Below are 17,719 nucleotides of genomic sequence, written 5' to 3' on the forward strand. Positions count from 1 at the left end.
CCTACCGAGCAGCGGGTAGCGTCGAGCCATGCCCGACGCATCGCGGCTTCAGTGCCGCCGCGGATCCAGCGAGATCAGGCGCGTGGCATCCAGCAGCGCGGCCGGCAGATGCATGCCGCCGGGCGCCGCGAGATAGCGTGGCCGCCACTGCGGATCGAACTTCGACTTGAAGCGGCGCAGGCCACTGAAGCCATAGAAGCGTTCGCCATGCCGCGCCAGCAGGCCGGCCAGGCGGTTCCAGCGACCGGCCAGCCGATGCTGGGCCAGCCCGGACAACGGCGCCATGCCCAGCGAGAACCGCGCATAGCCCTGCGCGCGGCCCCACAGGAACAATTCGATGAAGAGAAAGTCCATCGTCCCCTTCGGCGCTTCGTTGACGTGGCGCATCAGGTCCACCGACAGCTCGGCACCGGCCGGTGCCTGCCACAGGTTGGCGAATGCCACGATCTGGCCCTCCGCTTCGACCAGTGCCACCGGGAAGCGCACCAGGTAATCCGGGTCGTAGCTGCCCAGCGAAAAGCCCTTCTCATCGCCGGCCTTGTCCTCCAGCCATGCGTTGGAGATCGCATGCAGACGTGGCAGCAGGCCGGGAACCTCCTCCTCCGGTGCCACGCGGAACGACAGGCCGCCGCGCCTGCCGCGGTTCCAGGCCTGGCGCAGATCGGCACGTTCGCGGCCTTCCAGCCCGAAATCGTGCAGCGGCACGATCGCTTCCTCGCCCAGCTTGACCAGGCCCAGGCCGAGGTCGAGATAGGTCTGCCAGTAGGTCTCGCCCACCTGGTAGAACACCGGGCGCAGGCCGAGCCGGTCGGCTTCTTCGCGGAAGCGCCAGATGAGTGCACGGGCCACGTCCGGCGGGCCGACCGGATCACCCATCGCGATCAGCGAACCGCCATAGCGCTGCATCATCACGAAGCCCTGTTTCGCATCATCGCGCAGCACCGCCTTGTCGGCGGTCAGTACCAGGCAGGCCTGGGTATCGGTGGCCCCGGCCAGCACCGGTGCCAGCGACTGCAACGTGGCCTCGTCAGCGGCCGGCAGCGGGCTGCGCGTACTGTGCAGCAGGCGGGCCAGGCCGAACATCACCAGCGCGATCGCCACCACCAGCAACGCACGCAGCGCGCGCGGTGCGTTGCCGGACAACGCGAACTGCCACCACAGCTCGTTCTGGTATTCGACATGGCTGTAGGTGAAGAACAGCAGCCAGGTGACCGCGACCAGCACCAGACCCAGATTGCGCAGCCACGGCCACGACCAGGCTTCATCCAGCAGCGCGCCCTGGCGGTAGAACTCGCGGCGTGCAGCCCACAAGGCCATCGCCACCAGCACCGCCGAGACGGCGATCAATGGTTGCCCGCCGCGCAGCCACAGCGGCAACGGGGTGACAACGCACACCGCCATCGCCAGCATCCACGCGGCGTGGCTGCGCCGGGCCAGGCCCTGGCCGATCAGCAGCAGCGCGACGCCACTGAGGCTGCCGATCAGGTGTGAGGTTTCCAGGATCGGCAGCGAGGCGTTCACCAGGTGACGGCGTGGCGTCGGCAGCGTGCCGTCGATGACCAGCGCGGCGCCGATGCTGAACACCGCCAGCGCGATGATCTGCGGCAGCCACGGGCGCAGCGCGTTCCAGCCGGCACGGGTTGCCCCTGCGCTGGCCTGCAGCGGCTGACGCAGGGCCGGCGCAAGGGCGAGCAGGGTGGCCAGCACCAACGGCAGCACGTAGTAGGTGACGCGGTAGATCAGTGCTGCCGCCAGCACCGCTGCCGGTGCCACCTGCGGCAACAGCTTCAGCAGGCTCCACTCGAACACACCCAGGCCTGCGGGCACGGTGGAGACCAGGCCGGCCAGCACTGCCACCAGGTAGAGGCCGACGAAGCCCGGCAGGCCGGTTGGCGTGGAGTCCGGCAGCAGCACGTAGAACGCGGCACTGGCCAGCACCAACTCGATGACGCTGAGTACGGTGACACCGATCATGGTGCGGCGGTCGGGCAGCCACAAGGCATGGCCGAACACGCTGAACTGCCGTCCATCGCGGCCGACCAGCAGCACGGTGCCGAGATAGGCGAGCAGGGCAACGATGCCGACGATGCGCACGGCATCGGGATTCAATGGCAATGCCAACGCTGCCGCGGCGGGTTCCATGCACAGGGCCACGCTGATCAACAGCCATGCACCGAATACGAAACCGAGCGTGCTCATCAGCACCACCTGGCCAATCTGCGCCAGGTCCAGGCCGGCGCTGCGGTAGCCGCGCAGGCGTACCGCGCCACCGGTCAACGCGGCAAAGCCCACGGTCTGGCCCAACGTGTGCGCAAGGAACGCGGTGATGCCGACGCGCGCGGGGTGCACGCGGATGCCGCTGCGACGCAGGCCGATGGCATCGAAGCCGATCAGGCAGGCGTAACTGGCCAGGCCGAGTACCACGGTGAGCGCGATCTGCGTGCCGCTGAGCTGCCGGAACGCCTGGCGGATCGCACGATAGCCGTGCTCGTCGAACTCATTGGCCAGGCCGTGCAGGGCCAGGGCGAGGATCAGCAGCGGGATGACGATGGTGGCAACCCGCTTCCAGGTTGGCGTGGAAGGGGCAGTGGTGGAATCGACGGGGGCGGTCATCGGCGCAAGGGTGCGGCAGGAGGGGCGAGGGCGGTGTCAACGCGGGCGTGGCGCATCGTGCGCCTGTCATCGTCATTTGACCAGTGGGACCGTCGGAGCCCGGTAATGACGTATCGCGGAGGGCACCCGTGCACCCACCGTCGACCGGTTTGGAGGACAATGCAGGCCTGATCAACCGCAGGAGCCACGCCCATGATGGAGCGTTACGACGTCGGACCGCGCATGTCCGAAATGACCGTATACAACAAGGTCGCCTACCTCTCCGGCCAGATTCCGGAGGACACCAGCCAGGACATCACCGGCCAGACCCGGCAGGTGCTGGCGGAGATCGACAAGCTGCTGGCGCTGGTCGCCAGTGACCGCCAGCACGTGCTGCGTGCGGAGATCTTCCTGGCCGACATGGCCGACTTCGACGGCATGAACAAGGCATGGGACGAATGGGTGGTTGAAGGCGCGACCCCGGCACGTGCCACGGTCGAGGCCAAGCTGGCCCATGCCGACTGGAAGGTCGAAATCGTGGTGACGGCGGCAGTACCGTAACGGCAGGCAAGGTCACCTCCCACCAGGGAGGGGGTAGAGTCGACTGTTGCCCGACTATCGCGCGCAGCGCGCGGTTTTGCGCCGCCGGAACGAAGAGCAGTCGACTAACAGTCGACTCTACCCCGCCGCTCCACTGCCGGTTGGTCCGGTGGCTACGCTGGCACCAGCTCGATGCAGTCCACCGGGCATGGCGGGATGCACAGCTCGCAGCCGGTGCACAGGTCGGCGATGACCGTGTGCATGTACTTGGCGCCACCGACGATGGCATCCACCGGGCAGGCCTGGATGCATTTGGTACAGCCGATGCAGTCGGCTTCCACGATCACCGCTACCTGCGGTGCCTTGTGCTGGCCGCGCGAACGATCAAATGGAATCGCCGGCACGCCCAGTACCTGCGCCAGCGCACGCGCACCGGCATCTCCGCCCGGCGGGCAGCGGTCCACGCCCGCGTCGCCGCGCGCCATGGCCTGAGCATACGGGCGGCAGCCGTCGTAGCCGCATTGCCCGCATTGGGTCTGCGGCAGCAGGCGGTCGAGGCGTTCGGTCAGGGGCGGAATCAGGCTCATGCGTGGCGAAGGCTGCGCGTTGGGGTCATTTCAGGGGTTTGCCACGGAACCAGCGCTCGTGGGCCAGGGCCAGCATCGGCTTGTCTTCGGAACTGTCACCGTAGGCATGGATGCGCACGTAGCGCGACAGGTCGAACTGGCGACGGATGTGCTCAACCTTGCGCGGGCCACAGTCGCCACCGGCATAACGGCCTGTGAGGCGGCCGTCCTTGCTCTCCAGCCGGTTGCAGATCAACTGCAGGCCCAGCTGTTCGCACCATGGCCGCAGGTACAGGTCCAGCGAGCCGGACACGATCACCACGGTGTGCTGCTGTTCCTTGTGCCAGCGGATCTGCTCCAGCATTTCCGGGCGCACCACGTCGGGCAGGAACTCACGCGAGAAGCCGGCGGCCAGCGTGGCGATGTCATCGCTGTGGCGGTCGCTGAAGGTCAAACGGGTGACGCGCGCGCGGATGCGTTCGGCCGAGATCAGTTTCAGCCTGTACGCGGCCAGCCACGGGCCGACCTTCCACCACGCCTGCGCCAGCTGTTCGGCGGTGGCCACGCGGCGCAGGAAGCGGCCATAGGTATCGCAGGTGGTCACGGTGTGGTCGAAGTCGAACAGCGCCAGTTCCATTCCGTTGCCTCCCATCGCGTGCCCCGTGGCCGGTGCTGCCGGCGGGCGCGGCGGTGGCCGCGCCCGCTGCAGGCATCAGCGCACCGGCATGCCCGGCTGCGCGCCGCTGTCGGCGTCCAGCAGCGCCAGCGCGCCACCGTCGAAACCGGCCGACAGGATCATGCCTTCGCTCAGGCCGAAGCGCATCTTGCGCGGGGCCAGGTTGGCGATGAACACCACGTTGCGGCCCACCAGCTGCTCCGGCTCGCCGTAGCTGCCACGAATGCCGGAGAAGATCTGGCGCTTGCCCAGTTCACCTGCGTCCAGTTCGAAGCGCAGCAGCTTGTCCGAGCCTTCCACGAACTCGCACACCAGCACCTTGCCGATGCGCAGGTCGAGCTTGGCGAAATCGTCGATGCCGATGTAGGCCGGGGCGTCGGCGCTCTTTGCGTCGTCCTTGGCCGGGGCCGAGGCGGCCGGCTTGACCGCTTCGGTCTTGGCGGCGGGGGCGGCGGCAGCGGCCGGCTGCAGGGTGTCCTTGGAGGCGTCGATCATGGCGTCAATCTTCTTCGGGTCGATACGGGTGAACAGCGGGGTGTAGTCGGTGATGCGGTGGCCCAGCAGCGGCTGCGCCAGTTCGGTCCAGTCGTTGACCGGCGCGGCCAGGAAGGCCTCGGCCTGCGCGGCGGTGGCCGGCAGCACCGGCTTCAGTGCGGTGACGAGCACGCGGAACAGGTTCAGGCCCTGGCTGCACACGGCCTGCAGCTGCGCGTCGGCGCCTTCCTGCTTGGCGATGACCCATGGCTTGACGTCGTCGATGTAGCGGTTGGCTTCGTCGGCCAGGGCCATGGTCAGGCGGATCGCCGCAGCCGGGTCGTTGCGCTCGTAGGCTTCACGGATCGGCGCCAGGCCGTCGACGAATCGCTGGTACTGCGCGGCATCAGGCAGCTGCGCGGCCAGCTGGCCGTCGAAGCGCTTGCTGATGAAGCCGGCGCAGCGGCTGGCCAGGTTGACGAACTTGCCCACCAGGTCGGCGTTGACGCGGGCGATGAAGTCACCCAGGTTCAGGTCGAGATCGTCGACGCCACCGCTGGACTTGGCGGCGTAGTAGTAGCGCAGTGCCTCCGGTTCCAGGCCCGCGTCGAGGAAGGTACGGGCCATCACGAAGGTGCCGCGCGACTTGCTCATCTTGGCGCCGTCCACGGTCAGGTAGCCGTTCACGTGCAGGAGCGTCGGCGCACGATGGCCGGTGCCATGCAGCACGGCCGGCCAGAACAGGCCGTGGAAATTGACGATGTCCTTACCGATGAAATGGTGCAGCTCGGTGGCGGTGCCGGCGCGCAGGTGAGCGTCGAAGTCCTCGCCGATCCTGCCGCACAGGGTCTGGAAGCTGGACAGGTAGCCGATCGGCGCGTCCAGCCAGACGTAGAAGTACTTGCCCGGCTGGCCGGGAATCTGGAATCCGAAATACGGTGCATCGCGCGAGATGTCCCACGCGCGCAGGCCACCTTCGGCATTGAGCCACTCACCGAGCTTGGCCTTCACCCCCGGCAGGGCGACGTCGCCGGCCAGCCATTCGCGCAGGAACGCGTCGAAGTGGCCCACCTCGAAGAAGAAGTGCTCCGAATCGCGCATTTCCGGCGTGGCACCGGAGATGACCGAACGCGGTTCCTTCAGGTCGGTCGGCGCATAGGTAGCGCCGCACACTTCGCAGTTGTCGCCGTACTGGTCGGGGCTGCCGCAGTTCGGGCAGATGCCCTTGACGTAGCGGTCGGGCAGGAACATGCCCTTGGCCGGGTCGTAGAACTGCGCCACCGAACGGCGGCTGATGTGGCCGGCCGCTTCCAGCTTCAGGTAGAACTGCTCGGTCAGCGCCTTGTTGGCCGCCGAATTGGTCGAGTCGTAGTGGTCGAAGGCCACGCCGAAGGCGGCGAAGTCACGTTCGTGGCTGGCCTGGATGTTGGCGATGAAGGTTTCCGGGGTGACCCCGGCCTTTTCCGCGGCCAGCATGATCGGCGTGCCATGGGTATCGTCGGCGCAGACGAACCAGGCCTTGCCGCCACTCATTCGCCGCGCACGCACCCAGATGTCGGCCTGGATGTAGCCGACCAGGTGGCCCAGGTGCAGCGGGCCGTTGGCGTAGGGCAGGGCGGTGGTGACGAGCGCGGTACGGGTCATGGTCGCGGGGTGAAGCCGAGGGGAACCGCAGAGTATCGCATGCCCGCAACGAGGTGACCCGGCCGGGGCCGGGTCACCGGGATGAAGTGAGGCCAGGGGCGCTTATTCGCGCTGCCAGGTCTGCGCGCGGCAGATGAAGGCGATGCAGCCGGACACGTCCAGCCGGGTGCCGCCGGGCTGCAGTTCCATCTTCGACTTGTAGGTCTTGCCGTTGGCCGGGTCGAGGATGGTGCCGCCGGACCACTTGTTGGCGCCGTCGGCCTTCAGGTTCCAGAGGATGGTCATGCCCTTGACCGGCTTGTTCCTGTTGGCGCCTTCACAGCCGTCACAGACCGGGTTCGGGCCCTTGTCCGAGTGCAGGATGTCGACCACCTTGCCGGTCAGGGTGCCGTTGGCGGCCTGGGTGATCTCGACGATCGACTTCACCTTGCCGGTCTTGTCGTCGATGGTCTTCCAGCGGCCGGCGGCGCCATCGGCGGCCTGCGCCGAGAGCGCGGCCAGGCACAGCGGCAATGCCAGCAGCAGGGTCTTGAAGGTGTTGCGCATGGTCCCCTCCCAGGGTTCATTCCGGCACGATGCCGGCATGGGTCGACTGTATACCCATTCGGCGGGGTATGGGGAAGAGGGGCTTTGCAGGGCTGCGCCCTGCACCTGCGGTAGTGCCGGCCGCTGGCCGGCAACCTCAAAAGCAAAGGCGGCTATCCGTGGGAGGGCGGGGTGGGTCCGGTTGCGGGGGGGCGCTGCAAGTACGTCCCTGTAAGCTCGGGCGCCGCATCCATGCGGCTCACGCCCCCGCAACCGGACCCACCCCGCCTTCGACAGAGTCCTGCGATCTGCCGGAATGGAACGACCTGCTCTTGGTGGGTGTCGACCTTGGTCGACACGTAGATCCATGCCATGCATGGATGAATCACGATTGAAAAACGCTCAACCGACTTCGTACAGCTCCAGCGGCAGGCCATCCGGATCGGCGAAGAAGGTGAAGCGGCGGCCGGTGTACTCGTCCACGCGGACCGGTTCGCAGGCGACGCCATTCGCGGCCAGGCGCTGGATGAAGGGCTCCAGTACAGCCAGCCGGAACGCGAGGTGGCGCAGGCCCTGGGCTTCCGGACGGCTGGGACGGGGCGGTGGCGAGGGGAAGGAGAACAGTTCCAGCTGGCCGCCGTCGGGCAGGGCCAGGTCCAGTTTCCAGGAATCGCGCGCAGCGCGGTGGTTCTCGGCCAGCACGCGCAGGCCGAGGATGCGCACGTAGAAGTCCTTCGAGCGTGCGTAGTCGCTGCAGATCAGTGCGGCGTGGTGGATGCCCAGCAGGGCGTCGGAACCGGTGTTCATTGCAGAGTGTCCAGCCAGCGCTGGGCGATCTTCTGCGCCAGCGGGTACGGTTCGGGATCGTTGCGGTTGGTCAGCACGATCACGGTCAGGTGCTTTTCCGGGTGGCGCACGATCACGTTGCGGAAGCCGATGCTCTCGCCGCTGTGCCATTGCACCGGGCCGATCAGGCGCCAGCCGAAACCGTAATGCGGCACGTCCGGTTCCGATGTGGCCGTGGCCGGGCTGAACATCGCGCGGCGCGAAGCCTTCGACAGCAGCCGGTCGTCATACAGCGCGGCGTCCCAGCGGGCGAGATCGTCCAGCGAGGAATAGATGCCGCCATCGCCGAGCACGGCGCTGGTGGTGCTCTGGTCGGTGCGCTGCCAGCGGCCGTCGATCCGGCTGTAGCCATAGGCGCGCGCGGCGACCGTGTCCACGCCGTCCTGGTGGGCCACGGTATGCGCCATGCCCAGCGGGCGGAAGATGCGTTGCTGCAGGAAGGTGGCGAAATCCTGGCCGGACGCGCGGCCGACGATCAGGGCCAGCAGCGCGTAGCCGCTGTTGCTGTAGCGGTACTGCGTGCCGGGTGCGAAATTCAGGTGGTCCTCGCGCGACAGCAGGGTCAGCACGTCGGCGTCATGCACCTGCCGCGTGTCAGCCGGGTCCATCAGGTCTTCGTAATCGAGCAGGCCGCTGGTGTGCGAGAGCAGTTGGCGGATCGTGATGGCCGCTGCAGCCGGCGGCAGTTCGGGCAGCCACTGTCGTGCAGGCTGATTCAACCCCAGCCGTCCATCCTCCACCAGCAGCAGCACCGCCGCAGCGGTGAACTGCTTGCTGACCGAGGCCAGCCGGAAGTTGCTGGCGGCAGTGACCGCAGTACCGTCCTCCACCACTGCCAGGCCGTAGCCACGGCGGAACACCGGCTGCCCGTCATGCAGCACCAGCACGGCGGCGCCGGGCACCCGGCCATCGTAGGCCTGCATCAGGCCGTCGATGCCCGCATCCGGTGGGGTCAGCACCGGCGCGGCGGAGCCCGCCACTGGCAGCAGGCCCAGCACGACGGCGAACAGGGCGACGGCAGGGCGCATGGCGGCTCCGGAGGGGTCAGGGTGAAGGGGCTGGTGTGGCGCTGGCGGGCTGCGCCATCCAGCGTTCCATCTTGCGGCCCAGCACGTCCAGCGGCATGGAGCCGTCCTTCAGCAGTTCGGCGTGGAAACGGCGCAGGTCAAAGGCGGCGCCCTGGCGTTCCTTGGCCTTGTCGCGCAGAGCGACGATGGTGGTCAGGCCCGCCACGTTGGACAGCGCTTGGCCGGGCTGGGCCATGATCCGCTCGACTTCGGCGTTGGCGTCGTCGCTGCTCATGTCCACGGTCTTCTGCAGGTAGGTGACGGCCTGCTGCTTGCTCCAACCCTGTGCGTTCACGCCGGTGTCGGCCACTACGCGGGCGGCGCGCAGCAGGCGCGAATACAGGTAGCCGATGCGGTCGTAGGGATCGGTGTAGATGCCCAGGTTCTCACCCAGCGTTTCGGCATACAGGCCCCAGCCTTCGACGAAGGCGAGATCGCCACCGAGGCGGCGGAAGCGTGGCAGCTTGGCCAGTTCCTGCTGCAGGCCCAGCTGCACGTGGTGGCCGGGAATCGCTTCATGCAGGTACTGCACCGGCACGTTCCAGCGCTTGCGGCTGGGCAGGTCGCGGGTGTTCACGTACAACACGGCCGGTTGTCCGGCTGCGGACGGCTGATAGGCCGCTGCCGCGGCGGTGAGCGCACGCTCCGGTTCCACCGCACGGACGTCCAGTGCGGACTTCGGCAGCGTATCGAGCACCTGCGGCAGGCGTGCGTTGACCTGCTGCTGCACCTGGCGGTAGCGGTTGATCAATGCGTTGGCGTCACCGTACTGGAACTGGCGGTCGTTGCGCATGCTGCGCAGCAGCTTGGTCGGCGTGCCGCGCAGCTTGGCATCCTTCATCACGGTGGCAATCTGCGCCTGCAGCTCCTGCACGCGTTTCTCGCCCAGCGCGTGCAGTTGCGCGGCGCTCTGGTCGCTGGCGGTGGTCTGCATGATCAGGCTGGCGTACCAGGCCTGGCCATCGGGCAGCGCGCCCAGGCCGCTGCTGGTGCGCGTGGCCGGCAGGTATTCGGTGGCGATGAAGCCGCGCAGGGCGCGGTAGGCCGGCATGATGCGCAGCTCGATCATGCGCTTGTACTCGGCGCTGATGCGCGCCTTGTCCTCCGCCCCGATGGTGTTGGGCATGGTGCGGATCGGCGACCAGAAGATGCTCTCTTCGGCAGTCGGCTTGATCACCGCATCCAGCTGCGGCAGCACCTTCTCCATCAGGTCGCGGGGCTGCACCACGCCGGCCCTCATGCCCTGGCGCATGTTGTCGATGGCCTGGTCGAACAGCTCGGGAATGCCCAGCGAGCGGCGCGACCAGGTGTCGTAGTCCTGCACGGTGTTGAACGGCTGCGCGCCGGCACCTGAGCCGAGGATCGCCATGATGCTGCCGATGTTGTAGTACTGGCTGATCGGCATCATCCAGCTCGGGTAACGCTCGGCAGCCAGCGAGGCGCGCGCGTCGCGCACGAAGATCTCGTAGCTGAGCAGGTCCTGGCCCTGCAGGCCGTCACTGCCGAGCTTCTCGACCTTGCCCAGCCACTGCGTGGTGAAGTCGTGCGACTGCTGGCGCCAGGCGGCGGACAGGATGTTGGGCAGCTGGTCGTTGTAGCGGGCCTCGCCCTGGAAGGTCGCCTGCAGCGGATTCAACCGCATCGAGGCATCCCAGTATTCGTCGTACAGGCGCTCCAGCTGCACCTGCTTGGGTACGGCCCGGGCCGGGGCGACCGGGCGGGGCGCGGCGCGGCGCGCCGAGCTGCCACGCGCTGGCGCGGTGGCGCGGGCGGGCCTGGCCTTGGGCTTGGCAGCCTGGCGGGTCTGCGCGGCGGCAGGGCGGCTTGCCTTTTTCTTCGCTGCTTCGGCCGACGGCACGGCACTGAACAGGAACAACGCGGCAATGGCGGCGGCCAGGGCGCGGGTGGGATGCGGCATCAGGAGCTTCCGTGGAACACAGACCGTGGAGCTTGCACGATCCGGCCGCGTACGGCCAGCGTGAAGGCGCAGTCAGCTTTTTGCCGCTGGGGCTTCAGTCAGCCGCGGCCGCGGCGCGCAGCGCGGCGGCCCTGTCGGCGCCCAGGTAGCGGGTGATCGCGCGCCGCATCAGGTACAGCAACGGGATCAATGCGATCGCAAAGCCCATCTTGTAGATGTAGTTGACGCTGCTGACGGCCAGGAACAGCGACGTCGGCCAGTGCTGCGGGCCGAGCACGAAGGCGATCCAGATCACCACGAAGCTGTCCACCACCTGGGAGATCGCGGTGGATCCGGTCGCACGCAGCCACACGTGGCGCTCGCCGGTGGCCTGGCGGATGCGATGGAACACCGCCACGTCGATCAGCTGGCCGAGCAGGAAGGCCACCAGCGAACCGGCGATGGTCCACATGCCCTGGCCGAACACCGCGGCGAATGCCGCCTGGTAGTCCGGCACGCCGTGGCCGTCCATCGAGGTGACCCACCAGCTGGCCGGAGCCAGCGAGATCGCTGCGAAGGCGAACAGGAAGCCATAGGCGATCAGCACAACGGCCAACCACGAGATGAAGCGCACGCCGCGCTTGCCGAAAAACTCGTTGATCGTGTCGGTCATGATGAACACCACCGGCCACAGCAGGGTACCGGCGGTGAAGCTGAGCGAGCCGGTCTGGCCAAACAGGTTCCAGTTCAGCGGATCGATGCCCAGGGTGTCTTCCAGCGCGAAGATCTTCACCCCGATCAGCTCGGCCAGCACAGCGTTGCCGCAGAAGAACGCGGCCAGCACGATGAACAGCAGGACCGCGCGGTCCTGCAGCGGGCGCTCGATCGGCGCCGGTGTCATTCGGTGCGTTCGCCAGTGCGTTCGCCGGCGCGGGTGAACGGCACGCTGGATGGTGCCACGGCACCGCCGGAGATGATGAAGCTCATGGCCTGATCGACGGTCCAGTCGGTCGGGGTCAGCAGTTCCACCGGCACGATTTCCAGATAGCCCGAGGTCGGGTTCGGCGTGGTCGGTACATACACCGCGGCCAGCTCACGGTCGGTGCCGTGTTCCTTGATCACGCGGGTGACCAGGCCGACCGATTTCATGTCGCGATGCGGGAAGTCGATCAGCACCACGCGCTGGGTGCTGCCCGGTTCGGTCTGCAGCATGTCCAGCAGCTTCTTGGCGCTGTCGTAGATGATGCTGGCCAACGGAATACGCTTGATGACCGCGCCGACCCAGCGCAGCAGGCGCTGGCCGAGCACGCGGCGGCTGGCCACGCCCACCGCCAGGATCACCAGCAGGGTGGCCAGCAGGGCGATGGTGTCCTGGATCCACTCGGCGCGGACCCAGCCCAGATAGTGCGGGAAGCTGGTTGCGATCTGTTCGGACAGCGGCACCACCAGCGGGCTGGAAATACCCGACAGCAGCACGAACACGAACTTGACCACGACCCAGGTCAGCCAGATCGGCAGCAGGGTCAGCAGGCCGGTCAGGAACAGGCGCTGCAGGGAGGGGCGGGGGACCAGGGCGGGGGCTTCGAGCGACATGCGCGCATTGTAGCGGTCACGGCCGGTCGATTACGCTGGGGAATCGACTGCGGCAACGGCACATGGAAGGGAAGCTGTGTTGAAGATTCTGCGCGGACTGGGCTGGACCCTGGCAGGCCTGCTGGTGCTGGCCATCGTGGTGTGGTGCGCCTCGCGCATGTGGCCGGTGCCCGAATCGCGCCTGCAGGCGCAGCAGCGACTGGAAGCACGCCTGCCGGTGAGCGGCCGCAATGGATATGCACTGTTGTGGACGCTGCCGTTCGACGATCTGGATGCCCAGCAGCGCGAGCAGGCGCTGGCCGAGGATGTACGGCGCTGGGAAGCCGATGCACATGGCGGAAGCAGCGGCCGGACACACCTGGTAGCCAACCATGCCGAGCTGCACTCGCGGCCCGGGGCCAGTTGCGGGCCGGCCGCCAGCGGCTGTCTCGCCCAGGTCCGCGCGGACCCGCAACGCTTCGTGGAGGCCCACGCCGGGCACCAGCAGTTGCATGCGCGGCTGGATCAGCTGGCCGACGCCGACTACTTCGCGTCGCCGTTCCCGCCGAAGGGCGAGGGCATTCTGGTCCCGTTGCCGGCCTATGGCGTAGTGATGGACGCCACCAGTGCACGCGCGCTGGCCTATGTGCAGGGTGACATTGACGGTGCCCTGCGTGGTGCCTGCCGTGGCCTGCAGCTGGGCCGGCGGCTGGTGCCCGGCAGCAGTTATCTGGTCGAGAGCATCATCGGTGCCAGCCTGGCGCAGGCCAATGCCCAGCTGCTGGCCGACATGCTGGTTGAACTGCCTGCCGACCACCCCCTGCCGGCCGAGTGCGAACAGGCCATGCAGCCGTTGCGGGCCGAGGAACAGAGCCTGTGCCGTGCGATGCAGGGCGAGTACGCGATGAGCCGGGCGGCGATCGAGTCCTCGGCCCGGGAATTTGGTGGCGTCCTGGTGCTGGATCGGAGCAGCACGTTGGCGCGCGTGGCCGGCAATCTTGGCTGGGCCTGTGGCGCGGCAGCCACAGCAGCGCTGGAAACGGATCGCCCGTTGCCAGTGCCGGCGCCACCGCAGCATGACTTCGGTTGCCTGTCGAACGTCATGGGCTGCGTGCTGACCGATATCGCCGCGCCAATCTATCCTGCCTATTCGTCACGGCCACAGGATGCCGCGGCGATGGTGCGGCTGCTGGGGGCGCAGCGTTGGCTGCGGCAGCAGACGGACGATCCGGTGCACGCCCTGCAGCGGCTGCCGGCGCAGTTCCGCTCACCGGTGCGGTCGCCGCAGCTGTCCGCCGATGGCCACCATCTGCAGGTGCCGCGGCGCTCTCCATCGCGCAGCGCTGATGAGAACCCGTGGCTGACGGTACCGCTGCAGGCGGAGCCAGCTTCGGCTGCGTTGGCGCGCGATTGAGGCGCGCTCAGCGTGCGTGTGGCTTCAACCGCAGGTAGACCTGCTTGCGCACCTGGGCGACCACTTCGCCGCTCTCATCGACCACGTCGTTGCTGAACCAGCGCAGCACCTTCTCACCACTGGCTGCTTCCGTGCGCAGTTCATCCAGCAGCGCGTCGTCGATGCGGAATGACGTGCGTACGGTGCCGCGGCCGGGCTTGAGGAAGTCGATGGCGCCTGCTCGGTCCCACACGTAGTAGTCGCGCCCGAGGATGTGCAGCAGGCCCAGCATCCAGAATGGATCGGTCATCGCGAACAGGCTGCCGCCAAAGTGCGTGCCGACGTAGTTGCGGTTCCATGGCCGCAGGCGCAGCTCGACATCTATCTGCCGGTAGTCCGGCGTGATGCGGGTGACATGGATGCCGGTGAACAGGAACGGTGGCCAGAGATTGATACCGAAGCGGAACAGGTGGGCGTTCATGCGGGTGCGGGGACGCAGGGCGAGGCGCCCAGTCTAGCCATTCGCATGCGTATGTTGCACCCCGGCGGCGGCGAGGGTCACGCTTTGTCGTCGATCACATACCCGTCGCGGCCGTTGGCCTTGGCCTGGTACAACGCGGCGTCGGCGCCTTCAACGAAATGATGCGGTTGCAGCGTGCCGTCAGGCACGCGGGTGAACACGCCGATGGTGAGGGTGACGGCACCGTCGCTGCCATCACCGGGGGCCGGCAGTGCACGCACGCAGGCGATCAGGTCCTCGATGACCTGGCGTGCGCCTTCGGCCGGGGTATCCGGCAGCACCAGTGCGAACTCATCGCCACCGTAGCGCGCGGCCATGTCGCGTGGGCGCCGCGCATGCGCACCGATCAGCCGTGCAACATCGCGCAGCACGCGGTCGCCGACCTGATGCCCGTGGCGGTCGTTGTGGCGCTTGAAATGGTCGACGTCGATCAGTGCCAGGCTCAAGGACCTGCCACTGCGGCGCGCGGCATCGCATTCCTGCTGCAGTGACTGCTCGAAACGCAGGCGATTGCCGAGGCCGGTCAGCGCATCACGGTTGGCCTGGCGGTGCCAGGCCGAGATCCGCCAGATCGCCCAGGACAGCAGCACCAGCAGGATGCCCAGCATTGCGCTTGCCGGTGCCCACCACAGGTCACCGGCACGCAACAGCAACCAGCTCAGCAGCGGTGGAAGCGGCAGCGAGCACAGTGCGGCAAGCCATGGCAGGCGCAGGCCGAGCAGGAGCACGCACAACGCGGCCAGCACGCCGCTGATGGCGTGCTGCCAGAGGCGTGGCAGCAGATCGATCTGCTTGTGCTGCAGCAGCATCGACGCGATGTTGGCCTGGTATTCACTGCCGCTCATCCAGTACTCGCGGGTGGTCGGGGTCAACAGCCGCGGTGCGATGCCGCTGGCCGTCATGCCCACCACGATGCGGCGGCCATGCAGCATCGCCGTGTCCACGTGACCATCAAGTACGTCGGCATAGGACACCTGCGGCAGGCGCTCGGGCGGCCCCGCATAGCGCACGCGTACGTAGTCGTCGCGTCGCCACTGATAGGGCGAACCGATCTGCGGATCGGGATCGGGCAGGCCGTGCACCGTGCCCGGCGGCAGGTCGGCCAGCGCCAGGCCCAATGCCGGCCAATGGGCCTTGCCGATGCCCGCATGCAGATACACACCGCGCGCGACGCCATCGCCGTCCACTTCCACATCGGTATGGCCGATTGCCGCAGCACTGCTCGCGATCTGCGGAATCGGCAGCATTTCCTCGGCCATGCGGTCGCCGGCGGCCGGCGCCGCCAGCACTGGCAGCACCACCCGGCCACTGCGGCGGATCGCTGTGGCCAGTTCATCGTCCTGCTGGCTGTCGCGTCGATCCGGCTCAGACAGCATCAGGTCCAGTGCGATGCGCTCGGCGCCGGCGTCGGTCAGCCGGTCCAGCAGGCGCGCATGGACCGAACGGGGCCAGGGCCATTGGCCGATGCGCTGCAGGCTGCCCTCGTCGATGGCCACGATCAGCACGCTGGGGTCGGGGCGGTACTCCCAATTCCCAACCATGGCGTCATAGGCGGCTTCGTCCTGGCGCCACAGCCACTGGCCGTGGCTGGCGATCACTGTCAGCACGCCGGCCAGCAGTGCCAGCAGAATCCGCTTCGACCACGGCAGCGGCGAGCGCCTCATAACAACAGCAACAGCAGCAGGGCGCCGCCACCAGCGCCGTAGCACAGACGGCAAGGCAGCTTGATCTGCTGGGCCGGCGAGTACTCACCCGCATGCCCGTCGTCGTCGATGTACTGCACGCGCACATGCAGGGTGCCGCTCCACGGCTGCTTGAAGCTGACCTGCGGCTCGCTTACGGTCTGGTCGACCAGGGGGGCCCGGAAGTCGCCTCGACGGTCCACCTGCACCCGGTACCGCTGGCCTTCGCTGCCGGCCTGCCAGCGGAGGGTCAGTTCGCCACGCGTGGCCTCAGGCGGCTGCAGGGCCGGGTCGACCGGTTCATTGCTCAGTTGCAAGGGCAGGGCCTGGCCATAGCGGCCCTGGTGGCCGTTGCCATCGCGCGAGGCCACCCGCCAGAAGTACTGGCCGGGCGGCAGCGGCTGCGCCAGGCGCAGGTCGGTGCCCGGGGTGCTTTGTTCCTGCAGCGGTTGCTCGAAGTTCGGCTCGGCGGCAATCTGCAGCACGCTGCTGCGCGCACCGGGCGCCTGGCTCCAACGGAAGCGCGGTCGGTCGCTGTTGATGGTCTGCCCGTGCAGCGGGGCCACCGTCAGTGGCGGCGGGGGCTGGTCGCCGAGTTCGAAATCGGCGCTGGCGTCGAGGCCTTCCACACCCTGCGCATCCACGGCGCGCAACAGGATGCGCAACTGGCCGGGGGGCAGGTCGCCGATCGCCAGCCGGGTATCGGTGGTGGTGGCGGCAAACAGCAGGATTTCCGGCGTTGCCGACAGCACCACTTCAACGCGGTAGCGGGCGGCGCCGTCGACGGGGTCCCAGGCGAGGAGGGCCGGCAAGGGCGCCAGGCGCATGCCGTCGCTGCGCAGCTGCGGTGCTGGAAGAAGGGCGGAGACAGCATCCGGCGCCGTATCGGCGCTGCTGCTGAGGCTGGCCTGTCCAGGCTGGACCAGGCGCTTGCCGTGGATGTTGCCGACCTGCACCTTGCCCTGCAGCACTTCGGTGGCAGCCACGTGGCCGGCGTCACCGGCGCTGACCCGGAATACGGTACCGCGTACGCTGCTGGTCGCCGTAGGTGCATCGATGATGTAGCGCGAGGCGGGGCCACGGGCAGGCGTCACCCGGTTGCTGGCGCGGCCCTGCTGGAGGCGCACGCGGGTATCGACCATGCCGGTGTGGCCGTAACGGCTGAGCTGGTCCAGGCGCAGCCGGGAATGCTCGCGCAGCTGCAGGCGGGAAGCGTCGGCGAATTCAAGCGTGACGCTGGAGTCGCCCTCGGTCTGCACGGTGTCACCGATGCGAAGCTGTTCCCCGGCCAGTAGCGCGCGCGTGGCGCTGCCATCGGCGCCGGACAGTTCGACCTTGCCCCTTACCGACAGCACGCGGGCGGGGGCTGGTTCGATGCGCAGCCAGCTGATCGGGAAGCGCAGCAGCTGCCCCGGCGGCAGCTGGTAGGGGTTGTCGATGCGGTTGTGCTGTTGCAGCTGCTGCCAGCGTACCGAGGGCTTGAGATACAGGCCACTCAGGTCCCACAGGGTATCGCCGGGACGGACCCGGTAGTTCCAGTCCTGGGCCGCGGCAATGGCCGGCAGGAAGAGAAGAGCGCAGAGCAGCGCGCCCTGGAAGCGCATGGCGAACGACAGCGAGCGGACGAAGGTCACAGTTTGCAATCCCGGCAATGCGGGGGCGCAGCTGCAAGACCCCATGGCCCCGACCTCATCCCCCCGAACGGATCGTGGCGGCCGCCCGGCC

15 protein-coding genes are annotated in these 17,719 nt (G+C 68.0%); 2 read left to right on the plus strand and 13 right to left on the minus strand.

What is annotated here, in order from left to right:
* Positions 1-48 precede the first annotated feature (48 nt).
* On the minus strand, positions 49-2,613 hold the full coding sequence (gene mprF, locus BN1263_RS14665) for a bifunctional lysylphosphatidylglycerol flippase/synthetase MprF (RefSeq protein ID WP_058982138.1): 2,565 nt from the start codon (positions 2,611-2,613) through the stop codon (positions 49-51).
* A gap of 192 nt (positions 2,614-2,805) precedes the next feature.
* Between mprF and BN1263_RS14670 the strand changes: the two genes are divergently transcribed.
* Complete coding sequence (locus BN1263_RS14670) at positions 2,806-3,153, plus strand: RidA family protein (protein WP_019662128.1); 348 nt, start codon at positions 2,806-2,808, stop codon at positions 3,151-3,153.
* 152 nt (positions 3,154-3,305) lie between these two features.
* Here BN1263_RS14670 and rnfB read toward each other — a convergent pair whose 3' ends face one another.
* The 9 genes from rnfB to BN1263_RS14715 all read right to left on the minus strand — a co-directional run bounded on the left by rnfB (position 3,306) and on the right by BN1263_RS14715 (position 12,420).
* On the minus strand, positions 3,306-3,719 hold the full coding sequence (gene rnfB / locus BN1263_RS14675; protein WP_019662127.1) for an Rnf electron transport complex subunit RnfB: 414 nt from the start codon (positions 3,717-3,719) through the stop codon (positions 3,306-3,308).
* A 25-nt stretch (positions 3,720-3,744) separates the two neighbouring features.
* Positions 3,745-4,335, minus strand: a complete 591-nt coding sequence (locus tag BN1263_RS14680; protein WP_058982140.1) for an HAD family hydrolase — start codon at positions 4,333-4,335, stop codon at positions 3,745-3,747.
* A 75-nt stretch (positions 4,336-4,410) separates the two neighbouring features.
* Positions 4,411-6,492, minus strand: a complete 2,082-nt coding sequence (gene metG / locus BN1263_RS14685; protein WP_058982143.1) for a methionine--tRNA ligase — start codon at positions 6,490-6,492, stop codon at positions 4,411-4,413.
* A 102-nt stretch (positions 6,493-6,594) separates the two neighbouring features.
* Complete coding sequence (locus BN1263_RS14690; RefSeq protein ID WP_012480941.1) at positions 6,595-7,038, minus strand: DUF2147 domain-containing protein; 444 nt, start codon at positions 7,036-7,038, stop codon at positions 6,595-6,597.
* A 381-nt stretch (positions 7,039-7,419) separates the two neighbouring features.
* A complete protein-coding gene (gene gloA2 / locus BN1263_RS14695; RefSeq protein ID WP_058982145.1) occupies positions 7,420-7,824 on the minus strand; it encodes an SMU1112c/YaeR family gloxylase I-like metalloprotein in 405 nt (134 codons plus the stop codon).
* The gene (locus tag BN1263_RS14700) at positions 7,821-8,891 is read right to left on the minus strand and encodes a serine hydrolase domain-containing protein (RefSeq protein ID WP_058982148.1); all 1,071 of its coding nucleotides are present in this window, start codon (positions 8,889-8,891) and stop codon (positions 7,821-7,823) included. The genes gloA2 and BN1263_RS14700 overlap by 4 nt, the downstream gene beginning before the upstream one ends.
* A gap of 16 nt (positions 8,892-8,907) precedes the next feature.
* On the minus strand, positions 8,908-10,848 hold the full coding sequence (locus tag BN1263_RS14705) for a DUF885 domain-containing protein (RefSeq protein ID WP_058982150.1): 1,941 nt from the start codon (positions 10,846-10,848) through the stop codon (positions 8,908-8,910).
* A 94-nt stretch (positions 10,849-10,942) separates the two neighbouring features.
* Positions 10,943-11,728 (minus strand): queuosine precursor transporter, encoded by a 786-nt coding sequence (locus tag BN1263_RS14710; RefSeq protein ID WP_021204314.1) that lies wholly within the window; start codon positions 11,726-11,728, stop codon positions 10,943-10,945.
* The gene (locus BN1263_RS14715; protein ID WP_005414135.1) at positions 11,725-12,420 is read right to left on the minus strand and encodes a DUF502 domain-containing protein; all 696 of its coding nucleotides are present in this window, start codon (positions 12,418-12,420) and stop codon (positions 11,725-11,727) included. Before BN1263_RS14715 ends, BN1263_RS14710 begins: the two co-directional genes overlap by 4 nt.
* 76 nt (positions 12,421-12,496) lie before the next feature.
* Here BN1263_RS14715 and BN1263_RS14720 point away from each other — a divergent pair, with 76 nt between their 5' ends.
* Positions 12,497-13,813, plus strand: a complete 1,317-nt coding sequence (locus BN1263_RS14720) for a hypothetical protein (RefSeq protein ID WP_058982153.1) — start codon at positions 12,497-12,499, stop codon at positions 13,811-13,813.
* Between the two features lie 7 nt (positions 13,814-13,820).
* Here BN1263_RS14720 and BN1263_RS14725 read toward each other — a convergent pair whose 3' ends face one another.
* The 3 genes from BN1263_RS14725 to BN1263_RS14735 all read right to left on the minus strand — a co-directional run bounded on the left by BN1263_RS14725 (position 13,821) and on the right by BN1263_RS14735 (position 17,673).
* Positions 13,821-14,273, minus strand: coding sequence for a DUF4442 domain-containing protein (locus BN1263_RS14725; RefSeq protein ID WP_019662120.1), 453 nt, complete (start codon positions 14,271-14,273; stop codon positions 13,821-13,823).
* Between the two features lie 77 nt (positions 14,274-14,350).
* Entirely contained in the window at positions 14,351-15,976 is a 1,626-nt protein-coding gene (locus tag BN1263_RS14730; protein ID WP_058982155.1) for a CHASE2 domain-containing protein, read from the minus strand.
* Positions 15,973-17,673, minus strand: a complete 1,701-nt coding sequence (locus tag BN1263_RS14735; protein ID WP_058982157.1) for a FecR family protein — start codon at positions 17,671-17,673, stop codon at positions 15,973-15,975. Before BN1263_RS14735 ends, BN1263_RS14730 begins: the two co-directional genes overlap by 4 nt.
* Positions 17,674-17,719 lie beyond the last annotated feature (46 nt).

Origin of the sequence: Stenotrophomonas thermophila (assembly GCF_001499715.1) — a bacterium.
Classification (GTDB): domain Bacteria; phylum Pseudomonadota; class Gammaproteobacteria; order Xanthomonadales; family Xanthomonadaceae; genus Stenotrophomonas; species Stenotrophomonas hibiscicola.